The 23026-nt window shown below is 39.8% G+C and carries 19 protein-coding genes; 9 read left to right on the forward strand and 10 right to left on the reverse strand.

Annotation, left to right across the window (positions count from 1 at the left end; all coding sequences use genetic code 11):
* Nucleotides 1-133 precede the first annotated feature (133 nt).
* Nucleotides 134-721 (forward strand): YceI family protein, encoded by a 588-nt coding sequence (locus CXF76_RS20490; RefSeq protein ID WP_007582084.1) that lies wholly within the window; start codon nucleotides 134-136, stop codon nucleotides 719-721.
* Nucleotides 718-1236: a DUF1285 domain-containing protein gene (locus CXF76_RS20495; protein WP_101164493.1), complete on the forward strand. Its 519-nt coding sequence runs from the start codon at nucleotides 718-720 to the stop codon at nucleotides 1234-1236. The genes CXF76_RS20490 and CXF76_RS20495 overlap by 4 nt, the downstream gene beginning before the upstream one ends.
* A 9-nt stretch (nucleotides 1237-1245) precedes the next feature.
* Here CXF76_RS20495 and yihA read toward each other — a convergent pair whose 3' ends face one another.
* Complete coding sequence (yihA, locus tag CXF76_RS20500; protein WP_101164494.1) at nucleotides 1246-1914, reverse strand: ribosome biogenesis GTP-binding protein YihA/YsxC; 669 nt, start codon at nucleotides 1912-1914, stop codon at nucleotides 1246-1248.
* 281 nt (nucleotides 1915-2195) lie between these two features.
* On the opposite strand from yihA, the gene CXF76_RS20505 reads away from it, so the two are divergent.
* The 3 genes from CXF76_RS20505 to CXF76_RS20515 all read left to right on the forward strand — a co-directional run bounded on the left by CXF76_RS20505 (nucleotide 2196) and on the right by CXF76_RS20515 (nucleotide 4704).
* A complete protein-coding gene (locus tag CXF76_RS20505) occupies nucleotides 2196-2828 on the forward strand; it encodes a c-type cytochrome (protein ID WP_024589909.1) in 633 nt (210 codons plus the stop codon).
* A gap of 751 nt (nucleotides 2829-3579) precedes the next feature.
* Nucleotides 3580-4176 (forward strand): Der GTPase-activating protein YihI, encoded by a 597-nt coding sequence (gene yihI, locus CXF76_RS20510; protein ID WP_007582074.1) that lies wholly within the window; start codon nucleotides 3580-3582, stop codon nucleotides 4174-4176.
* Nucleotides 4177-4188: 12 nt separating this feature from the next.
* Nucleotides 4189-4704, forward strand: a complete 516-nt coding sequence (locus CXF76_RS20515) for a DUF2489 domain-containing protein (protein WP_010553820.1) — start codon at nucleotides 4189-4191, stop codon at nucleotides 4702-4704.
* A gap of 93 nt (nucleotides 4705-4797) precedes the next feature.
* Here CXF76_RS20515 and hemN read toward each other — a convergent pair whose 3' ends face one another.
* Together hemN and yjgA are read right to left on the reverse strand one after the other, a co-directional pair.
* A complete protein-coding gene (hemN, locus tag CXF76_RS20520) occupies nucleotides 4798-6171 on the reverse strand; it encodes an oxygen-independent coproporphyrinogen III oxidase (RefSeq protein WP_101164495.1) in 1374 nt (457 codons plus the stop codon).
* Nucleotides 6172-6295: 124 nt separating this feature from the next.
* Nucleotides 6296-6829, reverse strand: a complete 534-nt coding sequence (gene yjgA / locus CXF76_RS20525; RefSeq protein ID WP_007582068.1) for a ribosome biogenesis factor YjgA — start codon at nucleotides 6827-6829, stop codon at nucleotides 6296-6298.
* 144 nt (nucleotides 6830-6973) lie between these two features.
* On the opposite strand from yjgA, the gene pmbA reads away from it, so the two are divergent.
* The 3 genes from pmbA to CXF76_RS20540 all read left to right on the forward strand — a co-directional run bounded on the left by pmbA (nucleotide 6974) and on the right by CXF76_RS20540 (nucleotide 11372).
* Nucleotides 6974-8323 (forward strand): metalloprotease PmbA, encoded by a 1350-nt coding sequence (pmbA, locus tag CXF76_RS20530; protein WP_007582066.1) that lies wholly within the window; start codon nucleotides 6974-6976, stop codon nucleotides 8321-8323.
* Nucleotides 8324-8395: 72 nt separating this feature from the next.
* Nucleotides 8396-8881, forward strand: coding sequence for a DUF721 domain-containing protein (locus tag CXF76_RS20535; protein ID WP_024589904.1), 486 nt, complete (start codon nucleotides 8396-8398; stop codon nucleotides 8879-8881).
* Nucleotides 8882-9296: 415 nt separating this feature from the next.
* Nucleotides 9297-11372, forward strand: coding sequence for a M13 family metallopeptidase (locus CXF76_RS20540; protein ID WP_010553817.1), 2076 nt, complete (start codon nucleotides 9297-9299; stop codon nucleotides 11370-11372).
* A gap of 75 nt (nucleotides 11373-11447) precedes the next feature.
* Here CXF76_RS20540 and CXF76_RS20545 read toward each other — a convergent pair whose 3' ends face one another.
* The 4 genes from CXF76_RS20545 to CXF76_RS20560 all read right to left on the reverse strand — a co-directional run bounded on the left by CXF76_RS20545 (nucleotide 11448) and on the right by CXF76_RS20560 (nucleotide 18119).
* Nucleotides 11448-12515 carry a phosphotransferase enzyme family protein gene (locus CXF76_RS20545; protein WP_024589903.1) on the reverse strand — a complete coding sequence of 356 codons (1068 nt, stop codon included), beginning with the start codon at nucleotides 12513-12515 and terminating at the stop codon, nucleotides 11448-11450.
* Between the two features lie 23 nt (nucleotides 12516-12538).
* Nucleotides 12539-12937 carry an 8-oxo-dGTP diphosphatase MutT gene (mutT, locus tag CXF76_RS20550; RefSeq protein WP_007582062.1) on the reverse strand — a complete coding sequence of 133 codons (399 nt, stop codon included), beginning with the start codon at nucleotides 12935-12937 and terminating at the stop codon, nucleotides 12539-12541.
* 68 nt (nucleotides 12938-13005) lie between these two features.
* Nucleotides 13006-15720, reverse strand: a complete 2715-nt coding sequence (gene secA / locus CXF76_RS20555) for a preprotein translocase subunit SecA (RefSeq protein ID WP_007582061.1) — start codon at nucleotides 15718-15720, stop codon at nucleotides 13006-13008.
* Between the two features lie 371 nt (nucleotides 15721-16091).
* Nucleotides 16092-18119: a methyl-accepting chemotaxis protein gene (locus CXF76_RS20560; RefSeq protein WP_024589902.1), complete on the reverse strand. Its 2028-nt coding sequence runs from the start codon at nucleotides 18117-18119 to the stop codon at nucleotides 16092-16094.
* A gap of 116 nt (nucleotides 18120-18235) precedes the next feature.
* Between CXF76_RS20560 and CXF76_RS20565 the strand changes: the two genes are divergently transcribed.
* The gene (locus CXF76_RS20565; protein ID WP_008137681.1) at nucleotides 18236-19006 is read left to right on the forward strand and encodes an NADP-binding protein; all 771 of its coding nucleotides are present in this window, start codon (nucleotides 18236-18238) and stop codon (nucleotides 19004-19006) included.
* On the opposite strand, the gene hutH is transcribed toward CXF76_RS20565, so the two are convergent.
* The 3 genes from hutH to hutC all read right to left on the reverse strand — a co-directional run bounded on the left by hutH (nucleotide 19003) and on the right by hutC (nucleotide 22988).
* Nucleotides 19003-20538, reverse strand: coding sequence for a histidine ammonia-lyase (gene hutH / locus CXF76_RS20570; RefSeq protein WP_024589901.1), 1536 nt, complete (start codon nucleotides 20536-20538; stop codon nucleotides 19003-19005). The two genes, CXF76_RS20565 and hutH, sit on opposite strands and share 4 nt — an antisense overlap.
* Nucleotides 20539-20540: 2 nt before the next feature.
* On the reverse strand, nucleotides 20541-22214 hold the full coding sequence (gene hutU / locus CXF76_RS20575) for a urocanate hydratase (RefSeq protein ID WP_024589900.1): 1674 nt from the start codon (nucleotides 22212-22214) through the stop codon (nucleotides 20541-20543).
* A gap of 66 nt (nucleotides 22215-22280) precedes the next feature.
* On the reverse strand, nucleotides 22281-22988 hold the full coding sequence (gene hutC / locus CXF76_RS20580) for a histidine utilization repressor (protein WP_007582045.1): 708 nt from the start codon (nucleotides 22986-22988) through the stop codon (nucleotides 22281-22283).
* Nucleotides 22989-23026 lie beyond the last annotated feature (38 nt).

Here is a 23026-nt window from a genome sequence, read left to right on the forward strand (position 1 = left end):
AATTAATTCTTTATTGCGCTATACCAATTGTATTATTCATTCGTCATTTCGAGGTGGTTTGGGTACATCGCAGGTGATACCATCGAAGTGATATTATTTTTATTCTTTTCATTTTATTACTAAGGAGTGCGTTATGTTTAAAGCATTAGCTATTGCAGGTTTTTCTTTATCAAGTTTAGTTATTTCTAATGTTGCTCAGGCCAATTGGCAGCTAGTGAATGATAAAAGCCAACTAAGCTTTGTTTCAATTAAAAAAGATTCGATTGCTGAAGCTCACCATTTTACTAACCTTGAAGGTATGCTTTCTGATAAAGGCGAGTTTAGCGTTAATGTTGATTTAACATCAGCCGAAACTCTAATTCCTATTCGTAATGAGCGTTTAACGACATTTTTATTCGAAGCCGCTAAATTCCCCAATGCTGTTTTAACTGCAAATTTAACTAAAGAACTGAGCAATATTAAAAAGCCTGGTCAATATGTATTGAAGGGTATTAAAGCTGAGCTTGATTTTCACGGTAATAAAAAGCCATTGGCAATTGATGTACTCGTTAACAGCACGCAAAGTGGTGATTTAACGGTATCATCATTAACACCTATTATTATTAATAGTGATGATTTTGGTGTAACCGAAGGCGTTAAAAAGCTGCAAGAGCTAGCGGGCTTACCTTCAATTGCAACAGCAGTGCCTGTTACATTTGCAATTACACTTAAAAAACAGTGATTTCTTTAAGTGAGCTTAGCAAGCAATTAAGCGAGCCAAGCAAACCTTTTGATAGTTGGCAGCCTAATCATTGTGGTGAACTGCCAATTGTCATTAATCATGAGGGGAAATGGTTTTACGATGGCAGCGAAATAACACGCCCAGCCATGGTGAAGCTGTTTGCTTCTGTTCTATGTAAAGAAGGTGAGCAATTTTATTTAAAAACACCTGTCGAAAAAATAACAATAACGGTTGATGATGCGCCGTTTATTATTGTTGATTGGCGTTTTGAAAATACAGCGCAAGGGCAGGTGTTGTGTTGTATTGATAATTTAGCTAGGCAGTGGTTGGTGAGCGCTCAGCAGCCTTTAGTTATAAAAGACTATAAAGGGTCAAAAGTGCCTTATCTAAAGCTACCTTATGGCTGTAGTGCGCGTGTTGCGCGAAGCGTATATTATCAGTGGGCTGAAAAAGCCGAGTCTGATAAGCTCGGCTATTTTATTAAATCTGCAGGAAAGCAGTTTTATTTATCGTAACGCCAGCGTTTAAGCCTCTGGGTTAGTTTCGTCTGTGATTGTTTCATCGGTAGGTGGTATAGCAATAACAGGACCTAAAAACCATTCATCTAGTTTTTTAGCTACTTCTGGTAAACCCGTGCCTTTTAATGATGAAAATGCATGAACTGTAATATCCCCATCAAGCGTGCTTAATTCACGACGAACTTGCAGTACTTGTGATTTACGAGGGCCTTGCTTTAATTTATCGGCTTTAGTTAATAGTGCCAATACTGGAATTTCACTACCAATAGCCCAATTAATTAAATCGCGGTCTAAATCTTTTAATGGATGACGAATATCCATTAAAATAACAATACCTTTTAGGCTTTGACGCTTTTGTAGGTATTCGCCTAGCGATTTTTGCCATTTCTTTTTCATTTCGATTGGTACTTTAGCAAAACCATAGCCTGGTAAATCGATAAGGCGCATATCGTCAACATCAGCTAAATCGAATGTATTGATTAGCTGAGTACGTCCAGGTGTTTTACTTGTACGTGCTAGCTTCTGATCGGTTAATGCATTTAATGCACTCGACTTACCTGCGTTGGAGCGACCGGCAAACGCAACTTCAATTCCCGTATCAGCAGGTAATTTAGTAATGTCGGGAGCGCTTGTTACGAAAGACGCAGTATTATATTTGATACGAGATTTGAGCACAGGCTCTCCTAAAACTTAAATAAATAACGTTGAGTAAACCAAATTCACTCAGGGCGCGTATTTTATACTATAAAGGATGTATTAAAAAGCGTATTTAACCACCTAAAAACAGCACCTATGGTACATTTAAAACATGTTAAAGCTTAATCTAAGTCAAAACCCTGTAAATTATAAGCTTAATATGTGTAGAAAACGTGCCAGAGAATTTATTATCGTGTAGAATATATGTATTACAGCATCACGATTGTAGATGATACAGGGTCGGAAACAGAGAATTCACCATGAAAAAAATAGCACTATCTTTAACAATATTGCTTGGTGCGTTGTCAGCAAGCAACGCAACAGCATTTGATGGCGATGTAAACGCAGGTAAAGAAAAATCAGCAACGTGTGCGGCTTGTCACGGCCCAGACGGTAATGCGCCGGTTAATATTTACCCTAAAATTGCAGGTCAACATCCAGATTATATCCTTAAGCAACTTCAGGATTTAAAATTAGGTATGACGTCAGGCGGCAAAGAAGGGCGTATGGATCCAGTAATGAGCGCTATGGCTATGCCACTTAGCGAGCAAGACATGAAAGATCTAGCTGCTTATTTTTCTTCAATGAACATGTCTGAAGGTGCTACACCTAAAGATGTTGTTGAAGTTGGCGAGATGCTTTTTAAAGCAGGCGATGCAGAACGTGGAATTCCATCATGTGCAGCATGTCATGGCCCACGTGGTAATGGCTCGTCACTTGCTAAGTTTCCAAAAATTTCTTTTCAGCATCCAGGATATATCAAGGCTCAACTTGAAAAATTCCGTGATGGTACTCGTCATAATGACTTAAATGGCATGATGGGCGATATTGCAAAAAAATTAACAGATAAAGACATCGAAGTACTTTCTCAGTATTTAGGTGGTTTACACTAAAGTCGTATTTATTTAGCAGTTAATAATAAATAAACTACAATGTGTTAAAAAAAGCAGCCTAGGCTGCTTTTTTTGTGTCAAAAATTAACGATATCGTCCGTTTTAATGTAAGACATTGACCATGTCTGGTTGTAAGAAAAGTCTTCTTTTTATTTTTGATTATTGATTAACTTATTGTAATTTATGTTTATTTTTATATCTCAATGTAATAAAGATAATAAAAGTTATATAAACCAGTTGTAACAAAATCATTAACGAGTAAATTAACCACTGTCGCAAAACAACAATAACAAAATGGAAATAACTATCAAGGAAAGTAACGCGGCATGACTACATAGCATAAGATTAGTGCTACTAAAGGAAATAATAAAAAAGTGTCAGGATGACCGAAAATAATAAAAACTCATGGAAGTTTAATAATAAAAACAAAATGGAATGTAACAAGGAACGTAAAAATAATAACAATACGGACTGATAATAATAAAAATAATAAAGACTAAAAAAAGTCGAAGGGAGAAGTGTCCAGATAATGGCGCTCAGATTAGCAGGCGGTAGAGATGTTTTCTCTACCGCCTTTTTATTTGTCCTGTTACAATACCCACCGTTTAAAATTAGCGATTAATTAGCTAAGGCGCTTTTAAATGAGAGACCCAACCTCTAAGCGCAAACTGAATTCTTCTGGCTAGGCCAGCACTGCGATGCCCATTAATTTGCGCTTCGCTCAAAACCTCTTAAGTGAGATGATCAAGATATGAGTAGAACTAAAAAGTCACGCAAAAGCCCAGCAAACGGACCTGTTCGTTTAAGCCAAGATAAGCTTAAAGAAATGCGCGCATTAAAAGAGCAGCGAGTTAAAAAAACCAAAGGCGCTAAGCCAGGTTCTCGTAACGCGCCAGATTTACTAGATAGCGAAAGCCATAATGCTGGTCACGCGCCTAAAGATAAGCGTGTAGGCAGTAAAAAGCCGGTACCATTAATTGCAACTGCGCCTGAGCCTAAAGTTGAAATGAAACGCAACTTAAAGCCAACTATTGAGCTGAAAAAGGTAATCGAGCCTGAATTTACACCTGAACAAGAGCTAGAAGCACTTGAGAATGACGAGCGTTTACTTAAATTAGTAGAGCGTCATGAAGAAGGTGAAATGCTAACTGGTAAAGATGCTAAGTACTTTAATAGCCGTATTGCTCGCCATCAGGCGTTATGTGAAATTCTTGGTATTGAAGACGAGGATGAAGACGAATTTGAAGATGACCTTGAAGATGATATTGAAAGCAAAGGCAATTCTGATTTCGATCAATACTTATCTGACGATTTAGCCAACGAATGGTTAGATGAAGACGACAAATAGTAAGGATAAATAATGAGTACCGCGGTAATTTTAGCCTTACTTTTAGGCGCTGCTATAATAGTTGGTCTGGCATTTTATGCGGGTCAGTTGCTGTATAAGTTAAATGCGCAAAAAAAGTTAATTGCTAAAACGCAGGCTGAACAAAAGCAAAAGCTTGAGAAGTCGCGTTTAAAGCGAAATGCCAAACTAGCCGATAGTATTCATTTAATTGCGCGTGCAATGAATGAAGAGCAGTGTGAGTTTTCTGAAGGCTGTTTACGTATTTGGGTACTTATGTCTCAATATGGCTTTGAGAGCGAGCGTGATTTAACGACACAATATCCTGGCATTTATAAAATGTACCAGGTAGTTAAAGAAATGCCGACACACGATGCACGTAAAAAATATGCTAAAAAAGAGATTTTTAAGCTAGATAAGGCTCGTTGGCAAGCTGAAGAAACACTTAAAGATGAAGTTAAAGCCGATTGCGCTAAAATTATCATCGAGTTTAAAGCCGCTCCTGGCAGCGATAAAGTGGTTTTTAACTAACTTTAATTTATCGAGTACTCAGAAAAAGCAGACCTTGGTCTGCTTTTTTTATACGTAAAAATTTTCATACTAATTGCATTAAATTAGTATCAGTTAAATCACTCGTGAAAAACGCGTCGCATTTATTTGTTTTTGTAAATGAGCGTCAAAGCACATGCAAATAATACGAATGAATAAGTTGCCGCGTGGCGTTACGCTAATTTTATTATCATTTATAGTGACTAGTTCATCTTTTATAAGTGGCGTAAGCGCAATTAACGCATCCTCAAAGTAGTCATTAAATATAAGCGCATGCTTTTCGCTAAAGTCTTGTATATCTAATTCAAACTGGCAAATGAGCTGCTTAATTGCATCAGCACGAATTACATCATCATGCGTTAAGTGCATACCTTTATTAAGAGCACAGCCGTTTTGTGTTTCTACGCTGTGGTAATAATGTTTTAATTCTTTTTGATTTTGTAAAATGGCAGTGCCAATTTGCGAAATTGATGACACGCCTAAGCCTAATAAATCACAATTTCCATGGGTTGTATAACCTTGAAAATTACGATGTAACTTGCCTTCATTTTGCGCAATAGCTAGTTCGTTATCGGTTTTTGCAAAGTGGTCCATACCAATAAATTGATAGCCTGCTTGCGTCATCTGCTCCAGCGTGTTTTTAAACATAGTGAGTTTGTTATGTGCACTGGGTAAATCTGCATCTTTAATCTTACGCTGTGCGGCAAAGCGCTCTGGTAAATGCGCGTAGTTAAACACCGATACTCGGTCAGGGCTTAACTCAATAAGTTGCTCTATAGTTTGCTTAAAGCTCTCTGGCGTTTGCAGAGGAAGCCCGTAAATCATATCTGTATTAATAGATTGAAATCCCAGCTCGCGAGCTTGTGTAATTAATTGCTTAACCGTATCTGCATTTTGCGGGCGATTAACAGCAAGTTGCACGTCGTCGTTAAAGTCTTGAATCCCAAATGAGACACGGTTAAAGCCAAGCATTCTTAAATCAACAAGCATATTATCGGCAAGTGAGCGTGGGTCTATTTCAATGCCGCGCTCTGTTGTGCTTGTAAAATTAAAGTGCTGCTCTAAAAGCTTAATTAGACGAGTCATTTGTTTTGCGGTTAAAAAGGTGGGAGTACCGCCACCTAAATGTAATTGCTCAACCGTGTAGTTTTTAAATAAATGAGCTTGGGCAGTAATTTCTTTTGCTAAAAAGTCGAGGTACGTATCTGCCTTAGATTGATGGCGGGTAATTATTTTATTACAACCACAGTAGTAGCAAAGCTGGCTACAAAACGGGATATGAATATATAGAGAAAGTGAACGACTCGTTGACGATTCTACAGCGCTTAGTAGGTCTTGTTGTTGATATCCATCACGCAGTGATAGAGCTGTGGGATACGAGGTATAACGCGGGCCAGACACATTATATTTGTTTATTAGGGTTTGATCCCATTGTGGAAGTTTAATCATCACGCGCACCTAAGTATTTATTTAGGGAGTGATTATAAAAAAGTACGCAGTGAGGCGGTTTGATCTGTAACAAAAAAGGTGCCGAAGCACCTTTTTTAATAAAATATCAATTAATGCGGTCTAATTAATACGTAACGGTATGGGCATCTTTGAGATATTGAAATAACTCTTTATAACCTTTACCCGGCTTTTCAGCTTTCGCTTCTTTTGCCGCATTACGAACCAATTGACGCATTTGCTGACGATCAAGAGACGGAAACTGTTCAATAGTCTCATTGATAAGGTCATCACCTTGTTCAATTAGGTCTGAACGTAATTGCTCAATTTTTTTGACCAATACTTCAGCTTGGTTATTTTTATTAAGCATTACATCGATAATCGCTCTAATAGCGTCAATGTTTTCTACAGTACGCAACGTTTTAGCGATGTAGTTTAAGTGACGGCGGTACGCGTCACTTTTATTACTTATTTTATCAGCAACAACCATTGCCGCTTTTAAATCGTCATTTAATGGCAGGCGTTCGCGCTGTTTTTTACCCATTTTGGCAATTTCAGTACCTAACTGATGAAACTCTTGCGCTTCGCGCTTAAGCTCCGTTCTTGATACATATTCAATTTCTTCTTCAATTTCAGCAGGCTTGCCTTTTTTCTTTGCCATGGGGTGCTCTTAAATAAAAATAACTTTTGCCATTATACATGAATATGATACTTAGGAATATTAGCTGATGTGATGCATTGAGTGTGTTAGCATTTAAATATAAGAAATGCGTGCATTATGCCTCTAAGGCTCAGGACTTAATTTATGAAAAGCCAACAAAACGATCCAATTTATTCTCAAATATCGCAAGTTAAAGATGCGGTAGCAGAAGTACTCGAACATGCTAAAAAATTAGGCGCTACAGCTGCAGAAGCTGCCATGTCTAGCACGTCTGGTTTATCGGTTAGTACACGAATGGGTGAAGTAGAAACCATTGAGTTTAACCAAGACGGCGGCTTAGGCATTAGTGTATATGTTGGTAATAATAAAGGCTCAGCATCGACAGCTGATTTAAATCCAAAAACATTGCGCATGGTAGTCGAAAAAGCGATTGATATAGCCAAATTTACATCGGATGACCCATTTAACGGCGTTGCTGACAAAGAGTTACTTGAATTTAATCCTAAAGATTTAGATTTATACCATCCTTGGGATGTAAGCCCTGAAGAAGGTATTGAGCTTTGTCATGCTGCTGAGCAAGCTGCATTAAATGCAGATGAGCGCATTGTTAACTCTGATGGTGCGAGTTTTTCATCTCACCAAGGATTACGTGTTTATGGTAACAGCCATGGTTTGATAACGGGCTTTCCACGCACTCGTCATAGCATTAGTACGATGGTAATAGGTCAAGATGGCGAGCAGATGCAACGCGACTCTGCTTATACTGTTGCACGCGATCAAGCGGGTTTAAATGACGCAGCAGCAGTTGGGCTTGAAGCAGCAGCTGAAACATTGGCTAAATTAAATAGCCAAAAGTTAGGCACAATGAAAGTGCCTGTTATTTTTAGAGCCGATATTGCAAATTCATTGTTTGGTCACTTAGTGTCGGCAATTGGTGGTGGTGCGCTTTATCGTAAATCAAGTTTTTTACTTGATAGCTTAGGCACACAAGTATTTAGTAATTGTGTGAATATTGCCGAGCGCCCACATATTTTAAAAGGGTTGGCGTCGTCACCGTTTGATAGCGAAGGTGTTAAAACATTCGATAGAGAAATTATTCAAGGCGGCGAGCTACAAACTTATTTATTAGCAAGTTATGCTGCGCGTAAAATGAATATGACCCCAACAGGGCATGCTGGCGGTATACATAATTGGCTTGTTGAGCAAACTCATAACGATTTAACTGCACTATTAAAAACGATGGGCACCGGCTTATTAGTTACAGAGCTAATGGGGCAGGGCGTAAATACCGTAACGGGTGATTACTCTCGTGGTGCTGCTGGTTTTTGGGTTGAAAATGGTGAAATCCAATATCCTGTAAGCGAAATTACCATTGCTGGTAATTTAAAAGATATGTTTAAAGGCATATCTGCTATTGGTGGTGACATCGAACGCCGTGGTGGTATTCAAACTGGCTCAGTATTAATAGAGCAAATGCAAATAGCCGGCGCGTAGTATTAATACGCAGTGTATACTTAGACCTAGAGTATTATCTCTGGGTCTAAGTGAGCTTTTACGAGGTGTAAAATGGCTAAAGATAGATATGCACCAAAACCGCTAACCGATATTATGGCGGGGTTAAATAATCGTTTATCAGCTTATGCAGGCAAAAGCCAAGCACTTGATACACAGCAAACCCTATTAAAAGATTTTTTGGGTCCTAAGTTGGGTGATAAATGCCGAGTCAGTAATTACCGAGACGGCACGCTAATGATAGAGGCGGTATCTGCACCTATCGCGCTTAGGCTTAATTATTTAAAAATGGATATGCTTTCACATTTTAGAGCTGCCGGAATGGCAGAGCTCGGGCAAATAAAAATAACTGCAAATCCTCAAGCAACTCAGAGATTAAGTACAGCGAATAAGTCGGGCAGTCCTGCAGTTACCAACTCACGTAAAATGAGTGAGCAAACAGCTGATTACTTAAACGCGATAGCATCTTCTGCACCCCCTTCTTTAAAAGAAAAACTAGAGCGTTTAGCGCTTCACGGAAAAAATAAAAGTAAGTCTTAACTACCCACCATCTTGTTATTGGTGGGGCTAATTTGGCAGCTCACCGCATTCAAAATACTTTGTTACATATTCCATTTTATTGTTGGCTTAATGAGGTTTATGATACTGCGTGGGCTTTATATTGATCGAAAGCTCTTTGATACCCATTCCATTAAGTAAAAGCGTGTAGGCAGTGCTATTTTTACTCCTGCTATATTCAAGAATTTAATGGAGTTGGTATGTGATACCAACCTGCATAAGTCTTTGATCAATTTAACGAATTAAATTGCACTATAACGTTGTTAAAAATTTTTTATTTAGAGCAACTAGATACAAAAACCTTTGCCTGGTTCTAGCGTAATTTTCTTAACGTTAAATAGACCCCATATATAAGCAGATTGGTATGATTCAATTCTAACTAACAAACGGAATAATTATGAATAAAGTAACAATGGCTGCTGCAAGTATCGCACTTGCGCTTGGCTTGGTAGGTTGTGGTGAAAAACAACAAGAAACTAAAGTAACCGACACTCCAGTAGTAACAGCACCCGCTGAAAAACCACTAGAGCTTGGTATTGAATTAGCTAATATGGATAGTTCAGTACGCGCACAAGACGATTTTTACTACCATGTAAATGGTCAGTGGTTAGCTAAAACTGAAATACCAGGTGATAAATCTAACTACGGTTCTTTTTCGCAGTTATATGATGAGTCGCAAAAAGCGATGAAAATAGCCCTTGAAAGTGCAGCCGCAAACAAAGCCGCTAAAAAAGGCAGTGATGAGTATAAAATTGGTGCATTTTATAAAAGCTATATGAATAAAGATGCGCGTAATGAGCTAGGTATTACGCCATTACAACCGTCATTAGATACAATTGATAGCGTTAAATCTAAAGCTGATTTAGTGGGTTTAATGGCTAAAATTCAAAAACAAGGCGGTACTTTACCGTTTGGTTGGTTTGTAAATAACGATGCTAAAAACTCAAGCGAGTATGCATTGTATTTATCTCAGTCGGGTCTTGGTTTACCAGATCGTGACTATTACTTAAAAGATGACGAAAAATTCACTAAAATTCGCGCTTCTTACGAGCAATACATCACTGATGTTTTAGCAAAGTCAGGCGTTAAAAATGCAGCAGAAGCTGCTAAGAGCGTACTTGCATTTGAAAAAACACTAGCTGATGCTCAGTGGAGCCGTGTGCAAAGCCGTGATGCAACTAAATCTTATAACAAGATGACAGTAGCAGATGCAAGCAAGCTGATGGGTGACCTTGATTTAGCTGCATTCTTTAAAGATGCTGGCGTGAGTGCAAGTGACATTATTGTACGCCAACCTAGCTATTTAGAAGCACTTGCTACTATTTACAAAGACACTGATTTAGCGACGTGGAAAAACTACTTAAAATTTCATTTTGTAAGTGGTTATGCAGAGCTACTTAGTGAAGATTTAGTTAACCTTAACTTTGACTTTTACAGCACAACACTTCGTGGCGTAGAAGAACAAGCACCTCTTTGGAAGCAAGCGGTTGATGCATCTAACAGTGTACTTGGTGAAATTTTAGGTAAGGTATACGTTAAAGATAACTTCCCGCCAGAAGCTAAAGCACGCATGGAAGAATTAGTTGATAACGTAATTAAAGGTTACGGTGTTGCTATCGAAAATCTTGAGTGGATGAGCCCTGAAACAAAGCTTGCAGCGAAAGAAAAACTAGACAAATTTACGCCTAAAATTGGTTACCCAGACACGTGGAAAGATTACTCAGAGCTAGATATCAACTCAGATGAGCTAGTAGGTAACTACATTCGTTATAGCGAATGGGCATACGCAGACATGATTGCTAAATTGGGTAAACCAGTTGATCGCTCTGAGTGGCACATGACTCCGCAAACAGTAAATGCGTATTACAATCCAGTAAACAACGAAATTGTATTTCCAGCAGCTATTTTACAACCGCCATTCTTTAATTTAGAAGCGGATGATGCTGTAAACTACGGCGCAATTGGTGCAGTAATTGGGCATGAGCTTGGTCATGGTTTTGACGACCAAGGTGCTAAATACGACGGTGATGGCAACTTACGTAACTGGTGGAGTGAAACTGACCTTAAGCAATTTGAAGAGCGTACAGCGGCTTTAGTTGCACAGTATAACGAATATAAACCGTTTGAAGATGCAAGTGTTAATGGCGAGCTAACGCTTGGCGAAAACATTGGTGACTTAGGTGGCTTAACGGTTGCGCATAAAGCGTATATGCTGTCTTTAGGTGATAAAAAATCACCAGTGATTGATGGTTACACAGGCGATCAACGCTTTTTTATGGGTTGGTCACAAATTTGGCGTCGTAACTATCGCGATGAAGAGTTACGTAATCGTTTATTAACAGACCCTCATTCACCAAGTCACTACCGTGTAATCGGTATCTTGTCGAATATGCCTGAGTTTTACGAAGCGTTTGACGTAAAAGAAGGTGATAAAATGTATATCAAACCAGAAGATCGCGTAAAAATCTGGTAATTGCATATAAATAACAAAAAACCAGTAAGTTTTTAGCTTACTGGTTTTTTTGTATCTTGAATTTGTTCATTAATGCTAGCTCATTAAGCACTGGAGCATCCATTTTTCGTTACTGAGTATGTTTTTATAAAGCGCGAGTTGGCTTTGTGCTCGCTCTAAATTATGCTCTGGATGAGCCACTTTAAAGTACACATCATTATTTAAGTAATCAGTTAAAAAGCGCACACTTAACATGAGCGGCATTATTTTAGCGCCTAGCAGCAGGCTTTCTTGCTCTTTTGTACTCATGCTACTTTTTAATGGCGTTACATAGCCTTTAACAATGGCTGAAAATATATCTTTTCGAATAATAACGTTGTGTAAGTTTGTTGAATCCTCGGCTTCGGGGGAGCAGAAAGTGCGTACCATGTCGCCAAAATCATAAAGCCTAAATCCCGCCATGCAGGTATCTAAATCAATCACTGCTTTTGCTTTGTGAGTTGCACTACAAAACAGCATATTATTTATTTTTGTATCGTTATGACACACTCTAAGCGGTATCTGCTTAGCTATATTACTAAGCTCAGTAATTAAATGCTGCTGTGATAAGCAATATTCTATTTCGTCAGCGCAGTGCTTTACTCTATTTACAGAGTTATTTGTGATTGCGGTATTTAATTGCTCAAAGCGCATCGCTAAGTTATGAAAATCAGGAATTACAGTATGTAGTTGTTGTGTATCAAAATCTTGTAATGCATGAGCAAATACGCCAAAGGCGTAAGCCGCTTGCTCGCTCTGTTGCGCATTTTTAACAACGTCTTCGCTGTAACTGTCACTAATATAGTTGAGGACGCGATAATGCGCGCTATCAATTTCTATTAAGTGTTCGTTGTTTTGTATGGCTATATGCTTAACTGTTTCAAGGGGGTAATTATTTTGCAGTTGTTTAGCATTTAAATGCTGCTCAATTAGTTTTGCATTACTTACTAACTGAGCAGGGTATTTAAATACCTCAGTATTAAGTTTTTGCACAATAAACTGTTTATCAATACACGTAAGTAGCCATGTACTATTTATATGGCCGCTACCAATCACACTAACTTGAGTTAACTCAGGATTTAATGCTAATTGTTCGCTTAGCTTATTTTGTATTGAGATGTTCATTGCGCTCACTTGTACCTATTTTGTTATGCGTATCGGGCTACTATTTTCTCGATAATTTCAGCATTAGCTTCAGGAAAATCATAATTTTCTAATTCACTAATTGCTACCCATTCACTAGGTTGTCCTTCAGCGCCATGTGCTTCACCGCTAAAGTTACTCACTACGTGTACATCTAATTTAACGCACTTATCGCCGTAGTCATGTTCAATCACCATAAGTTGACTAGAGCTGTGAATTGTTAATCCAACTTCTTCAATAAGCTCGCGTTTAAGTGCAACAAAAACACTTTCACCTGCTTCTACTTTGCCACCAGGAAATTCCCATAAACCGCCTTGATGTTGTTCATCTGCACGTTTACAAATGAATATAGCGTTATTTTTCTTAATAACACCAACAGCTACATGTACAATTTCTATAGTCATTACTTTAAAACTCCATAAAAAAAAGCGACGCTAGCGCCGCTTTTTAATAAGCTAATAACAATATTGGGCTATTTTAATTTACCGCAACATTGTTTGAATTTTTGACCTGATTTACAAGGACAAGGGTCATTACGACCTACTTTTGGTTCTGTACGAGCCATTACAGTAGCTGTTTCTGGTGCTGGCGCTTCGCCACCTACTTGCTCAGCTTCTTCATGTTGGTATTCGCGAGGAGCATTTTCACTTTTACGGTGTTGCTCTTCTACTTTTTCAACATCTTCTTCTGCGCGTACTTGTACTTTACTTAGGATGCTTACAACATCTACTTTCAAGTTTTCAAGCATTTCAGAAAACAGCTCAAACGATTCACGCTTATACTCTTGCTTAGGATTCTTTTGCGCGTAACCACGTAAATGAATACCTTGACGTAAGTGATCCATAGCAGCAAGGTGATCTTTCCAATGCTGATCAAGACTTTGTAGCATAATCGCTTTTTCGAATTGACGTAAAACAGAATCGCCAACTTGCTCTTCTTTTTGCTTGTATGACTGCTCAACCGCCTGCTCAATACGCTCACGAAGTTTTTCTTCGTATAGTTTATTGTCATCTGCTAACCATTGAGTGATTGGCAACTCAAGTAAGAAGTCTTGTTTTAAACGCTCTTCAAGGCCAGGAATATCCCACATTTCAGCAAGGCTTTGCGGTGCAATGTACTGATCAATTACACTAGCAAGAACATCACCACGAATTGCTGTGATAGTCTCTGAAATATCGCCTTCTTCAAGTAGCTCATTACGTTGAGAGTAAACAACGCGACGTTGATCGTTTGCTACATCATCGTACTCAAGCAATTGCTTACGAACATCAAAGTTACGTGCTTCTACTTTACGCTGTGCATTTTCAATCGCACGGTTTACCCATGGATGTTCAATTGCTTCACCGCGTTGCATACCTAGTTTACGCATCATGTTAGTCATGCGTTCACCAGCGAAGATACGCATTAGTGCATCGTCCATCGATAGGTAGAAACGGCTAGAACCGGCGTCACCTTGACGACCAGAACGACCACGTAATTGGTTATCTATACGACGAGATTCGTGACGTTCAGTACCAATGATATGTAAACCGCCAGCATCAATTACCGCATCATGGCGAATTTTCCAAGCTGCTTTAATTTCAGCAATTTGCTCAGCAGTTGGGTTTTCAAGTTTTTCAACTTCACTGTTCCAGTTACCACCTAACACGATATCGGTACCACGACCGGCCATGTTGGTTGCAATTGTTACTGTACCTGGTAGGCCAGCATCTGAAACGATATCTGCTTCTTGCGCATGAAATTTGGCATTAAGTACGTTGTGCTTAATTTTTTCTTTGCGTAAAAACTGTGATAAATACTCAGAGCTTTCAATTGAAATAGTACCTACAAGTACCGGTTGTCCGCGGTCTTGACAGTCTTTAATGTCAATTAAAATTGCTTCGTATTTTTCTTCTTGCGTTAGGTAAACTAAGTCGGCGCGATCATCACGAACCATTGGCTTATTAGTTGGCATAACAACAGTATCTAGGCCGTAGATAGATTGAAACTCAAAAGCTTCAGTATCGGCAGTACCTGTCATACCTGCTAATGTTTCGTATAAACGGAAGTAGTTTTGGAACGTAATAGATGCAAGTGTTTGGTTTTCGTTCTGAATATTTACACCTTCTTTAGCTTCAACAGCTTGGTGTAAACCTTCTGACCAACGACGACCTTCCATTGAACGACCAGTATGCTCATCGATAATGATTACTTCGTTTTCTTTTACTACGTAATCAACATCTTTTTGGTATAGCTTGTGGGCACGAAGGGCCGCATAAACGTGACTTAGTAGCGTAATGCTTGCTGCTGAGTAAAGCGAATCGCCTTCTTCAATTAAGCCGCGTTCAGTAAGTAGCTCTTCTACTTTAATTTGACCACGTTCTGTTAAATGAACTTGCTTAGACTTTTCATCAATAGTGTAATCGCCGTCGCCTTCAACACCTTCTTCGTCTTCTTTTTCTTGAAGTTCAAGTAAAGGAACGATGGTATTTATTTCAGTGTATAGCTCAGAGCTGTCCTCAGCTGGGCCTGAAATAATAAGCGGAGTACGCGCTTCATCAATTAAGATTGAATCCACTTCATCGACTACGGCATAAAATAATGGACGCTGAACACGTTCATCAATGCTAAAAGCCATATTATCGCGAAGGTAGTCAAAACCAAATTCGTTATTTGTACCGTACGTAATGTCAGCAGTATAAGCTAGCTTCTTCTGCTGTGGCATCATACCCGGTACGTTACAGCCTACAGTAAGGCCTAAAAATTCAAATAACGCACGGTTGGTTTCAGCATCACGTTTAGCAAGGTAGTCATTCACAGTAATTACGTGAACACCTTTGCCTGTTAAGCCGTTTAAATAAGCTGGTAGGGTAGCTGTTAGTGTTTTACCTTCACCGGTACGCATTTCTGCAATGCGACCTTGATGTAAAACCATACCACCTAATAACTGCACGTCGAAATGACGCATGCCATTTACACGCTTTGACGCTTCACGTACCACAGCAAAAGCTTCAGGTAGGATATCGTCAAGGCCTTGTCCGTTATCGTAACGTTCTCTAAACTCAGCTGTTTTAGCTCTTAAATCTTCATCAGAAAGCGCTTCAAGTTGCGTTTCTAGCGCATTGATTAGCGCGACCGTCTTTCTTAAGTTTTTAATAGTGCGGTCATTGCGACTACCAAAAAGCTTGGTAAATAAATTAGATATCATGATAAAACCGTTACAATGTATTCTTTGTCAGCCGAGTATCGGCTAACCCATTTTTAACAATTGGTAATTAATATGTGCTTTTAAATAACACTTAGAACATATTAATTAGCAATATTGTATTAAACCGCTCAAAAAGCACTGTTTATTACGTGCGCTACTATACCAGACTCTGCCAAACAACAAACTATCTCAATAAAAAGATCTGTGTATAAAATCGAAAAATTTGATCTGGTTCGTAAAAATAACTTTGTATTACTCAATTACAGTAAAAATAGTAGCGAACTGTAAAGATATGGTGCTAAATAAATTAAAAACAAGGGTTATAGCTGCGCTTAAGTTTGACGCTTAAACACAGCTATTAAATGAGTGTTTTATAATTTAAATTGGTTAACCGTTTTGTTAAGTGCTGCAGCTAAATCACTTAAGTCACGAGCTTCGTCAGCGAGGGTGTGCGCATGGTCAGCGGTACTGTTCACTAAGTTATTAATTGCCGAAAGGCTCGTATTAATATCTTCAGCAACGACTGTTTGCTCCTCAGTTGACGTGGCTATTTGATGACTTTGGTCTTGTACTTTAGTGACCGACTGCGCAATATTGTGAAGTGAGCTAAGTACTTCTTTAGTTTGCAGTACTGAGCCCTCGGTTTGATCTTGTCCTTGTTGCATCATCACTGAGGCCTGTTGAGCTATTTGCTGCAAGCGCGAAATCATATTACGAATATCGTCTGTTGATTCTTGTGTGCGACTTGCTAGTGAGCGTACTTCATCAGCAACAACGGCAAAGCCTCGACCGTGTTCACCGGCACGAGCTGCCTCTATAGCCGCATTCAGTGCAAGTAAGTTGGTTTGATCGGCAATTGAATTAATTACGTCGACTAGCGCACCAATGTTATTACTTTCTTGTTCAAGGCCTGCTACCACTTTAGATGCTTCGCCAATATGCAACGCCAGCTCAGTCATTACTTTTTGCGCCTGTGTAGAACGGCTTGCACCTTCAGCTGTAATTGCCTGAACTTCTTCAGCTGCGTTATTTGTATGTTGTGCATTACGTGATATTTCAAGCACAGTAGTCGCCATTTCAGTTACCGCAGCGCTGACGCTATCAACTTGCTGCTTCTCTTGCTGAATTTCAGAATTAGTTTGCTCAGAAACATGTCTTAGCTGAGCTGCTGCATTACTTAGCTGTTCTGCTTGCGCTGCGGTTTCTAGCATCATGGCGCGTAACTTATCAATAAAAGTGTTCATATGATTGGCCAGCTGTCCCACTTCATCTTGACTATTAATATCAATTTTTTGAGTAAGGTCGCCTTCGCCCGATGCTATATCACGCATAATGTGCGTAAGTGTTGTGATGGGTTTTGAAATCATATGGGTAGCCCATAAAATCATGGCTAATATAATAATTAAGATAATAACTACTGCAGTTGTTGTTGCGGTTACTGCGGCATTTACGGGCTCTTCAATCATGCTAGTAGGAATAAGTAGACCTACATACCAATCTATATAAGGCTGCTCTAGCTGCAGACGATGGTAAACCACATAAAACTGCTCACCTTTAAAAGTAACCATTTGGCTGCCTTTAAGGTTATTTCGCATTTGTGTATTTAATTCTTTAAAGCCTGCTGTATCTGTAAACTGTTGCTCAAGCGCATCGAGTCCTTCTTTACCGTTTGCACCTTCATCTGTAATTGAAAGTTTGTGTCCTGTGGCTTTTGAAAAGTGAACTACTTTTTGATTTCCATCGAGTAAAAATCCATAACCTTGGCCGTTAAAGCGAATATTTTCGACCATGTCGTTAATTTTGTTTAGTTGTAAATCAACACCGCCCATACCAATGAGTTTACGCTGTGCGTTATAAACAGGTTGTTGTACTACTGCGGATGCTACGCCTGTGGTTAAATCAACAGAGATTGGACCTACGTAAAGTTTGTTAACTTGCATGGCTTCTTGCCACCAACCACGCTTGTAGGCGTAATAAGGCTGGCCGTTGTAGTGACTTGTACGTTCATTTTCTTTAAAGTATTCACCGGTGGTTGCTGAGGCAAAAAAGGCCGATAAAATGTTTTCGTCATTTGAGCTTAAACGGACAAAGTCTTGGTTTACTTCGTTGTAGCCAGGGGCGCTTTCAAGTGCTTGATCGCGAGTATCCCAATTTTCAAAAAAGTTGATTAAATGTGGGTTATTAACAAAGGTTGATACCATTTTTCCGTACATCGCAAAGTAACTTTGCATTGAAAGTTGCTCGGTCTGTAGATAACTTTGCGCTTCATTTTCTATGTTTTCTCTAGAGAGGTTGGCAATGTGTTTAACAAAAAATGTTGAGGCAATAATTAGTAAAACGGTAATTGTTCCACCAATCAATAATAATATTTTCTTCCGTAATGATAAATTATTTAGCATGAGTACGCATATTTTTATTATTTATGAAATTATATCTAATCATATCTTACTTAAAATCTCTATAAAGTTAGATAGAAAGAACTAATTATGCGTTTAAAATAAAGGCTTATACAAAAATGACAAATAAAAGTAATAAATTAGTAGTATTAGGTGCAGGTTGGTTAGGACATGCGTTATGCGTAAGTGCGCAAAAAGCTGATTGGCAAGTACAAGGAACGCATAGAACAGATATACACGAGTTTGACTTTGAGCGTCAGTTTACACTTGAAGATGGGCAATTAAGACATCAAGTTGATTTACAAAATGCTTATTGGGTATGTGCTATTCCACCACGTAGCAGGCACAGTGAAAGTAATTATCCTGAAACACTCACCGCAGCGCTTAAGCTTTCAAAGGAGTTAAACGCAAAGGGCTTTTTATTATGCTCGTCAACCGGGGTATACGATCAAGAGCCTGGTGTATATAGCGAAAGTTGCGATATTTCATGCACAAACGAGCGCCAAATAAAGCTCTATGAGGCAGAAGAGCAAGTACTTGAGCAAGACGGGAAAGTGCTGCGTTTAGCTGGATTACTAGGGCCTAATAGAGAACCTGGTCGTTTTGTGGCAGGCAAAGAGCTTAATACATCAAGTGAGCAAGTAGTAAATATGGTGCACCAACAAGATGTAATTAATGCTATCTTTGCGGTGATAGAGCACTGGCAAGTAGGGCAAAATATTTATAATGTTGTTAATCCTGCGCACCCGACAAAAGCTGAATACTACGCAGTGAAGTGTGCAGAACATGGTGGCGAGTTACCACGCTTTACCAGTGATGATAAAGCTGAGCGCAAAGTTATTGGCTCAGCTATTGAAGCGCTAGGCTTTACTTACCAATATGGTATTTAATATGCTGAAGGCAGGGGACTGCTCTCTATGAAGTCGCATAGCTTACCTTCACTTAGTAATGTATTAGCAGCTTCGATATCGGGAGCAAAGTAGCGGTCTTTATCATAATAACTCACATGCTCGCGTAATAACGCTTTAGCGCTTTGCACTTTATTTGATGGTTCAAGCGGCTTTCTAAATTCTAGCCCTTGAACCGATGCTAACCATTCTATTGCCAAAACACCTTGGGTATTATTGGCCATTTCATCTAAGCGCCTTGCTGCAAAGGTTGCCATAGATACATGATCTTCTTGATTTGCAGATGTAGGCAAGCTATCGACCGAAGCCGGATGTGCTAATGATTTGTTTTCTGACGCAAGCGCAGCAGCGGTTACTTGAGCAATCATAAAACCTGAATTTACCCCGCCGTTTTCAACCAAAAATGGCGGTAACTTAGATAGGTTTGAGTCAATAAGTAATGCAATTCGTCTTTCTGCTAAAGCACCAATTTCGGCAATCGCAATAGCGAGGTTATCGGCAGCCATTGCAACGGGTTCTGCATGAAAATTCCCTCCAGAAATGATGTCGCCTACATCGGCAAAAACTAGCGGATTATCGGTTACACCGTTTGACTCGCATAGCAACACTTCTGCGGCTTGGCGTATCTGAGTTAGGCAAGCACCTAGCACTTGAGGTTGGCAGCGAAGGCAGTATGGATCTTGTACTTTTTCACAATTGACGTGGGAATCACTAATTTGAGAGTGCGTATCGAGTAGCTCTCTAAATACTTGAGCGGTGTCTATTTGTCCGCGCTGACCACGAATATCATGAATACGTGCATCAAATGGCGCGCGACTGCCCATTGCAGCTTCTATGCTTATCGAGCCGATAACGCAGCTTTGTGCATATAAGTTCTCGCTTCTAAATAGGCCTTGTAGTGCAAACGCAGTTGACGCTTGTGTGCCATTTAATAATGCTAAGCCTTCTTTAGCTGCAAGGGTAAGAGGTTCAAGCCCCGCTATTTTTAACCCTTGTGCTGCACTAATTATTTTTCCTTTATGTCGCATTTGACCTTCAGCTAATAAAGGTAGGCACATATGCGCAAGAGGGGCTAAATCCCCCGATGCCCCCACGGAGCCCTTTTTAGGCACGCACGGATATACTTCGCTACTAAGCAGCTGCATAAAAAATTGGATTACTTGCAGGCGAATACCCGAGTAGCCGCGCGAAAGCGAGTTTACTTTTAAGGTGATCATTAACCTTACTGTGCTGTCATCCATGTATTCGCCAATGCCCGCAGCGTGTGAAAGCACAATGGAGCGCTGTAATAATTCAAGTTCGTCGTCGGCTATTTTGGTATTAGCTAATAACCCAAAGCCGGTGTTAATCCCGTATACAGTGCGGTGCTCATTAATAACGTTTTGAACGGTTTGTGCGCTGGCAGCTATTTGTGATTCAGCATGCTGTACAAGGCTTAACTTTACTGGTGAATTATTAATTTTTCTTAGCGTGTTTAAATTAAGTGAGCCTGGAGTGAGAGTAAGTTCGAACATGATTATTCCTTGTCTAACATTGGTAGGTCTAAATTTTGTTCTTTAGCGCAGTTCTTTGCTATGTCGTATCCAGCATCAGCATGGCGCATTACACCCGTTGCAGGGTCGTTCCAAAGTACGCGAGCAATACACTCTTTAGCTTCATTTGTACCATCGGCAACAATAACCACACCAGAGTGCTGACTAAAGCCCATACCTACACCGCCGCCATGATGAAGGGACACCCAAGTAGCGCCACTTGCTGTATTAAGCAGTGCATTGAGTAATGGCCAATCCGATACCGCATCAGAGCCATCTTTCATACTTTCTGTTTCGCGGTTAGGGCTGGCAACTGAGCCAGAGTCGAGGTGATCGCGACCAATAACGATAGGGGCTTTAAGTTCGCCATTTTTAACCATTTCGTTAAAGGCCAATGCAAGGCGTGCTCTATCTTTTAAACCTACCCAACAAATACGTGCAGGTAGCCCTTGAAATTGAATGCGTTCACGCGCCATATCAAGCCAGTTATGCAAATGTGCATCATCAGGAATAAGCTCTTTTACTTTTGCATCGGTTTTATAAATATCTTCTGGATCGCCCGATAATGCTACCCATCTAAATGGTCCAATACCTTCACAAAATAAAGGGCGAATATAGGCGGGTACAAATCCAGGAAAATCAAACGCGTTGGTAACACCTTCATCAAACGCCATTTGACGAATATTATTTCCGTAATCAGTAGTGGCGGCACCCGCTTTTTGCAGCGCCAGCATGGCTCTAACTTGGACTGCCATTGATTGTTTAGCAGCTTTTACTACCGCTTTTGGATCTTGCTCACGCATTTTTGCTGCGTGCTCCATTGTCCAGTTTTGTGGTAAGTAACCATTTAATGGATCGTGAGCTGATGTTTGATCTGTGACTACATCAGGTGTAATACCTGTTTTAACCAGTGTACTAAATACATCGGCAGCGTTACCAAGTAAGCCAACTGATAGGGCTTCACCTTTTATGCACGCGTCGGTTATTAATTGCAGTGCGTGTTCAAGGTTCGTTGCTTTTACATCAACGTAACCTGTTTTTATACGAAAATCGATACGGCTTTCATCACATTCAACAACTAGCGCACTAAACCCTGCCATTGTAGCGGCAAGTGGTTGCGCACCGCCCATACCACCAAGGCCACCCGTTAATACCCACTTGCCTTTAGCACTGCCTGAAAAATGTTGCTTTGCCATGGCTATAAAGGTCTCGTAAGTGCCTTGTACAATGCCTTGCGAGCCAATATAAATCCAAGAACCCGCTGTCATTTGTCCGTACATCATCAAGCCTTTTTTATCGAGCTCGTTAAAGTGCTCCCAATTCGCCCAGTGTGGAACAAGGTTTGAGTTGGCAATAAGTACACGAGGGGCATTACTGTGGGTTTTAAATACACCAACGGGTTTTCCTGATTGTACAAGCAGAGTTTCGTCGTTTTCGAGTCTATCGAGGGTTTCTATAATTTTGTCATAACTTGGCCAATCACGAGCTGCTCGGCCAATACCACCATATACAACAAGTGCATGAGGATGTTCTGCAACTTCAGGGTCTAGATTATTCATTAGCATGCGCTTAGCAGCTTCAGTTTGCCAGCTTTTAGCACTTATTTTATCGCCATGAGGTGCACGTATTACGCGACTTGTGTCGAGTCGGTTGTTCATGTTTTGCTCCTGTTGTATATACAAGGTGATTTGTTATAAAAAAAGCGCAGTAAGCGCTATTGTTTGTTATTTTTTAAATGTTAAGTGTCCACCTAAGCGATATTTACTGCCTGGTGATACAAGGCGCGCAAAGCTTACAATGCCGTTAATAGACCATGTGCGTCGAATAACTTGTAAGCATGGCTCTTCGTTATATAAATTTAACCATTGGCACATTTCGCTGTTTGGCATAATAGCCTCTACGGTATGCCTCGCTTGGGTAAGTGGTGCAACACTAGATAGATACTCATGAGGTGTAAGCGTGCTAAAGTCTTGTTGTAAGTAACCAGCCGCAAGCGCAGGGTTTACAAAACGCTCTTCTAGCTGCAAGGGGCTGTCGTTTTCGTTATGAACGAGTACACTTCGATATACAACACTGTCAATCTCAACACCAAGCGCAATGGCAATAGGTGCGACTGCATTTATTGATTCAAGTATAAGTACACTACAGGTGTAGTTGCCGTTACGTTCTTTTACTTCATCAGCAATGTTTTTTATTTCGAGTAACGATGACTGCGATTTAAATGTGGCTACAAATGTACCTAACCCTTGGCTGCGGGTTAAAATACCTGCCTCGGTTAACTCGCTTAGTGCTCGGCGGGCTGTCATTCTGCTGACACTAAATTGACTACTTAGTTCGTTTTCAGAGGGAACACGTTGGTTTTCTTGCCACGTACCGCTGCGAATTTTATCAACAATGAATTGTTTTATTTGCGCAAATTTAGGTGTCGTCATTAAATTTATGGTTACATTAAAAATAAACTATATAAATA

It is taken from the genome of Pseudoalteromonas sp. 78C3 (assembly GCF_002836695.1).
GTDB lineage: Bacteria > Pseudomonadota > Gammaproteobacteria > Enterobacterales > Alteromonadaceae > Pseudoalteromonas > Pseudoalteromonas arctica.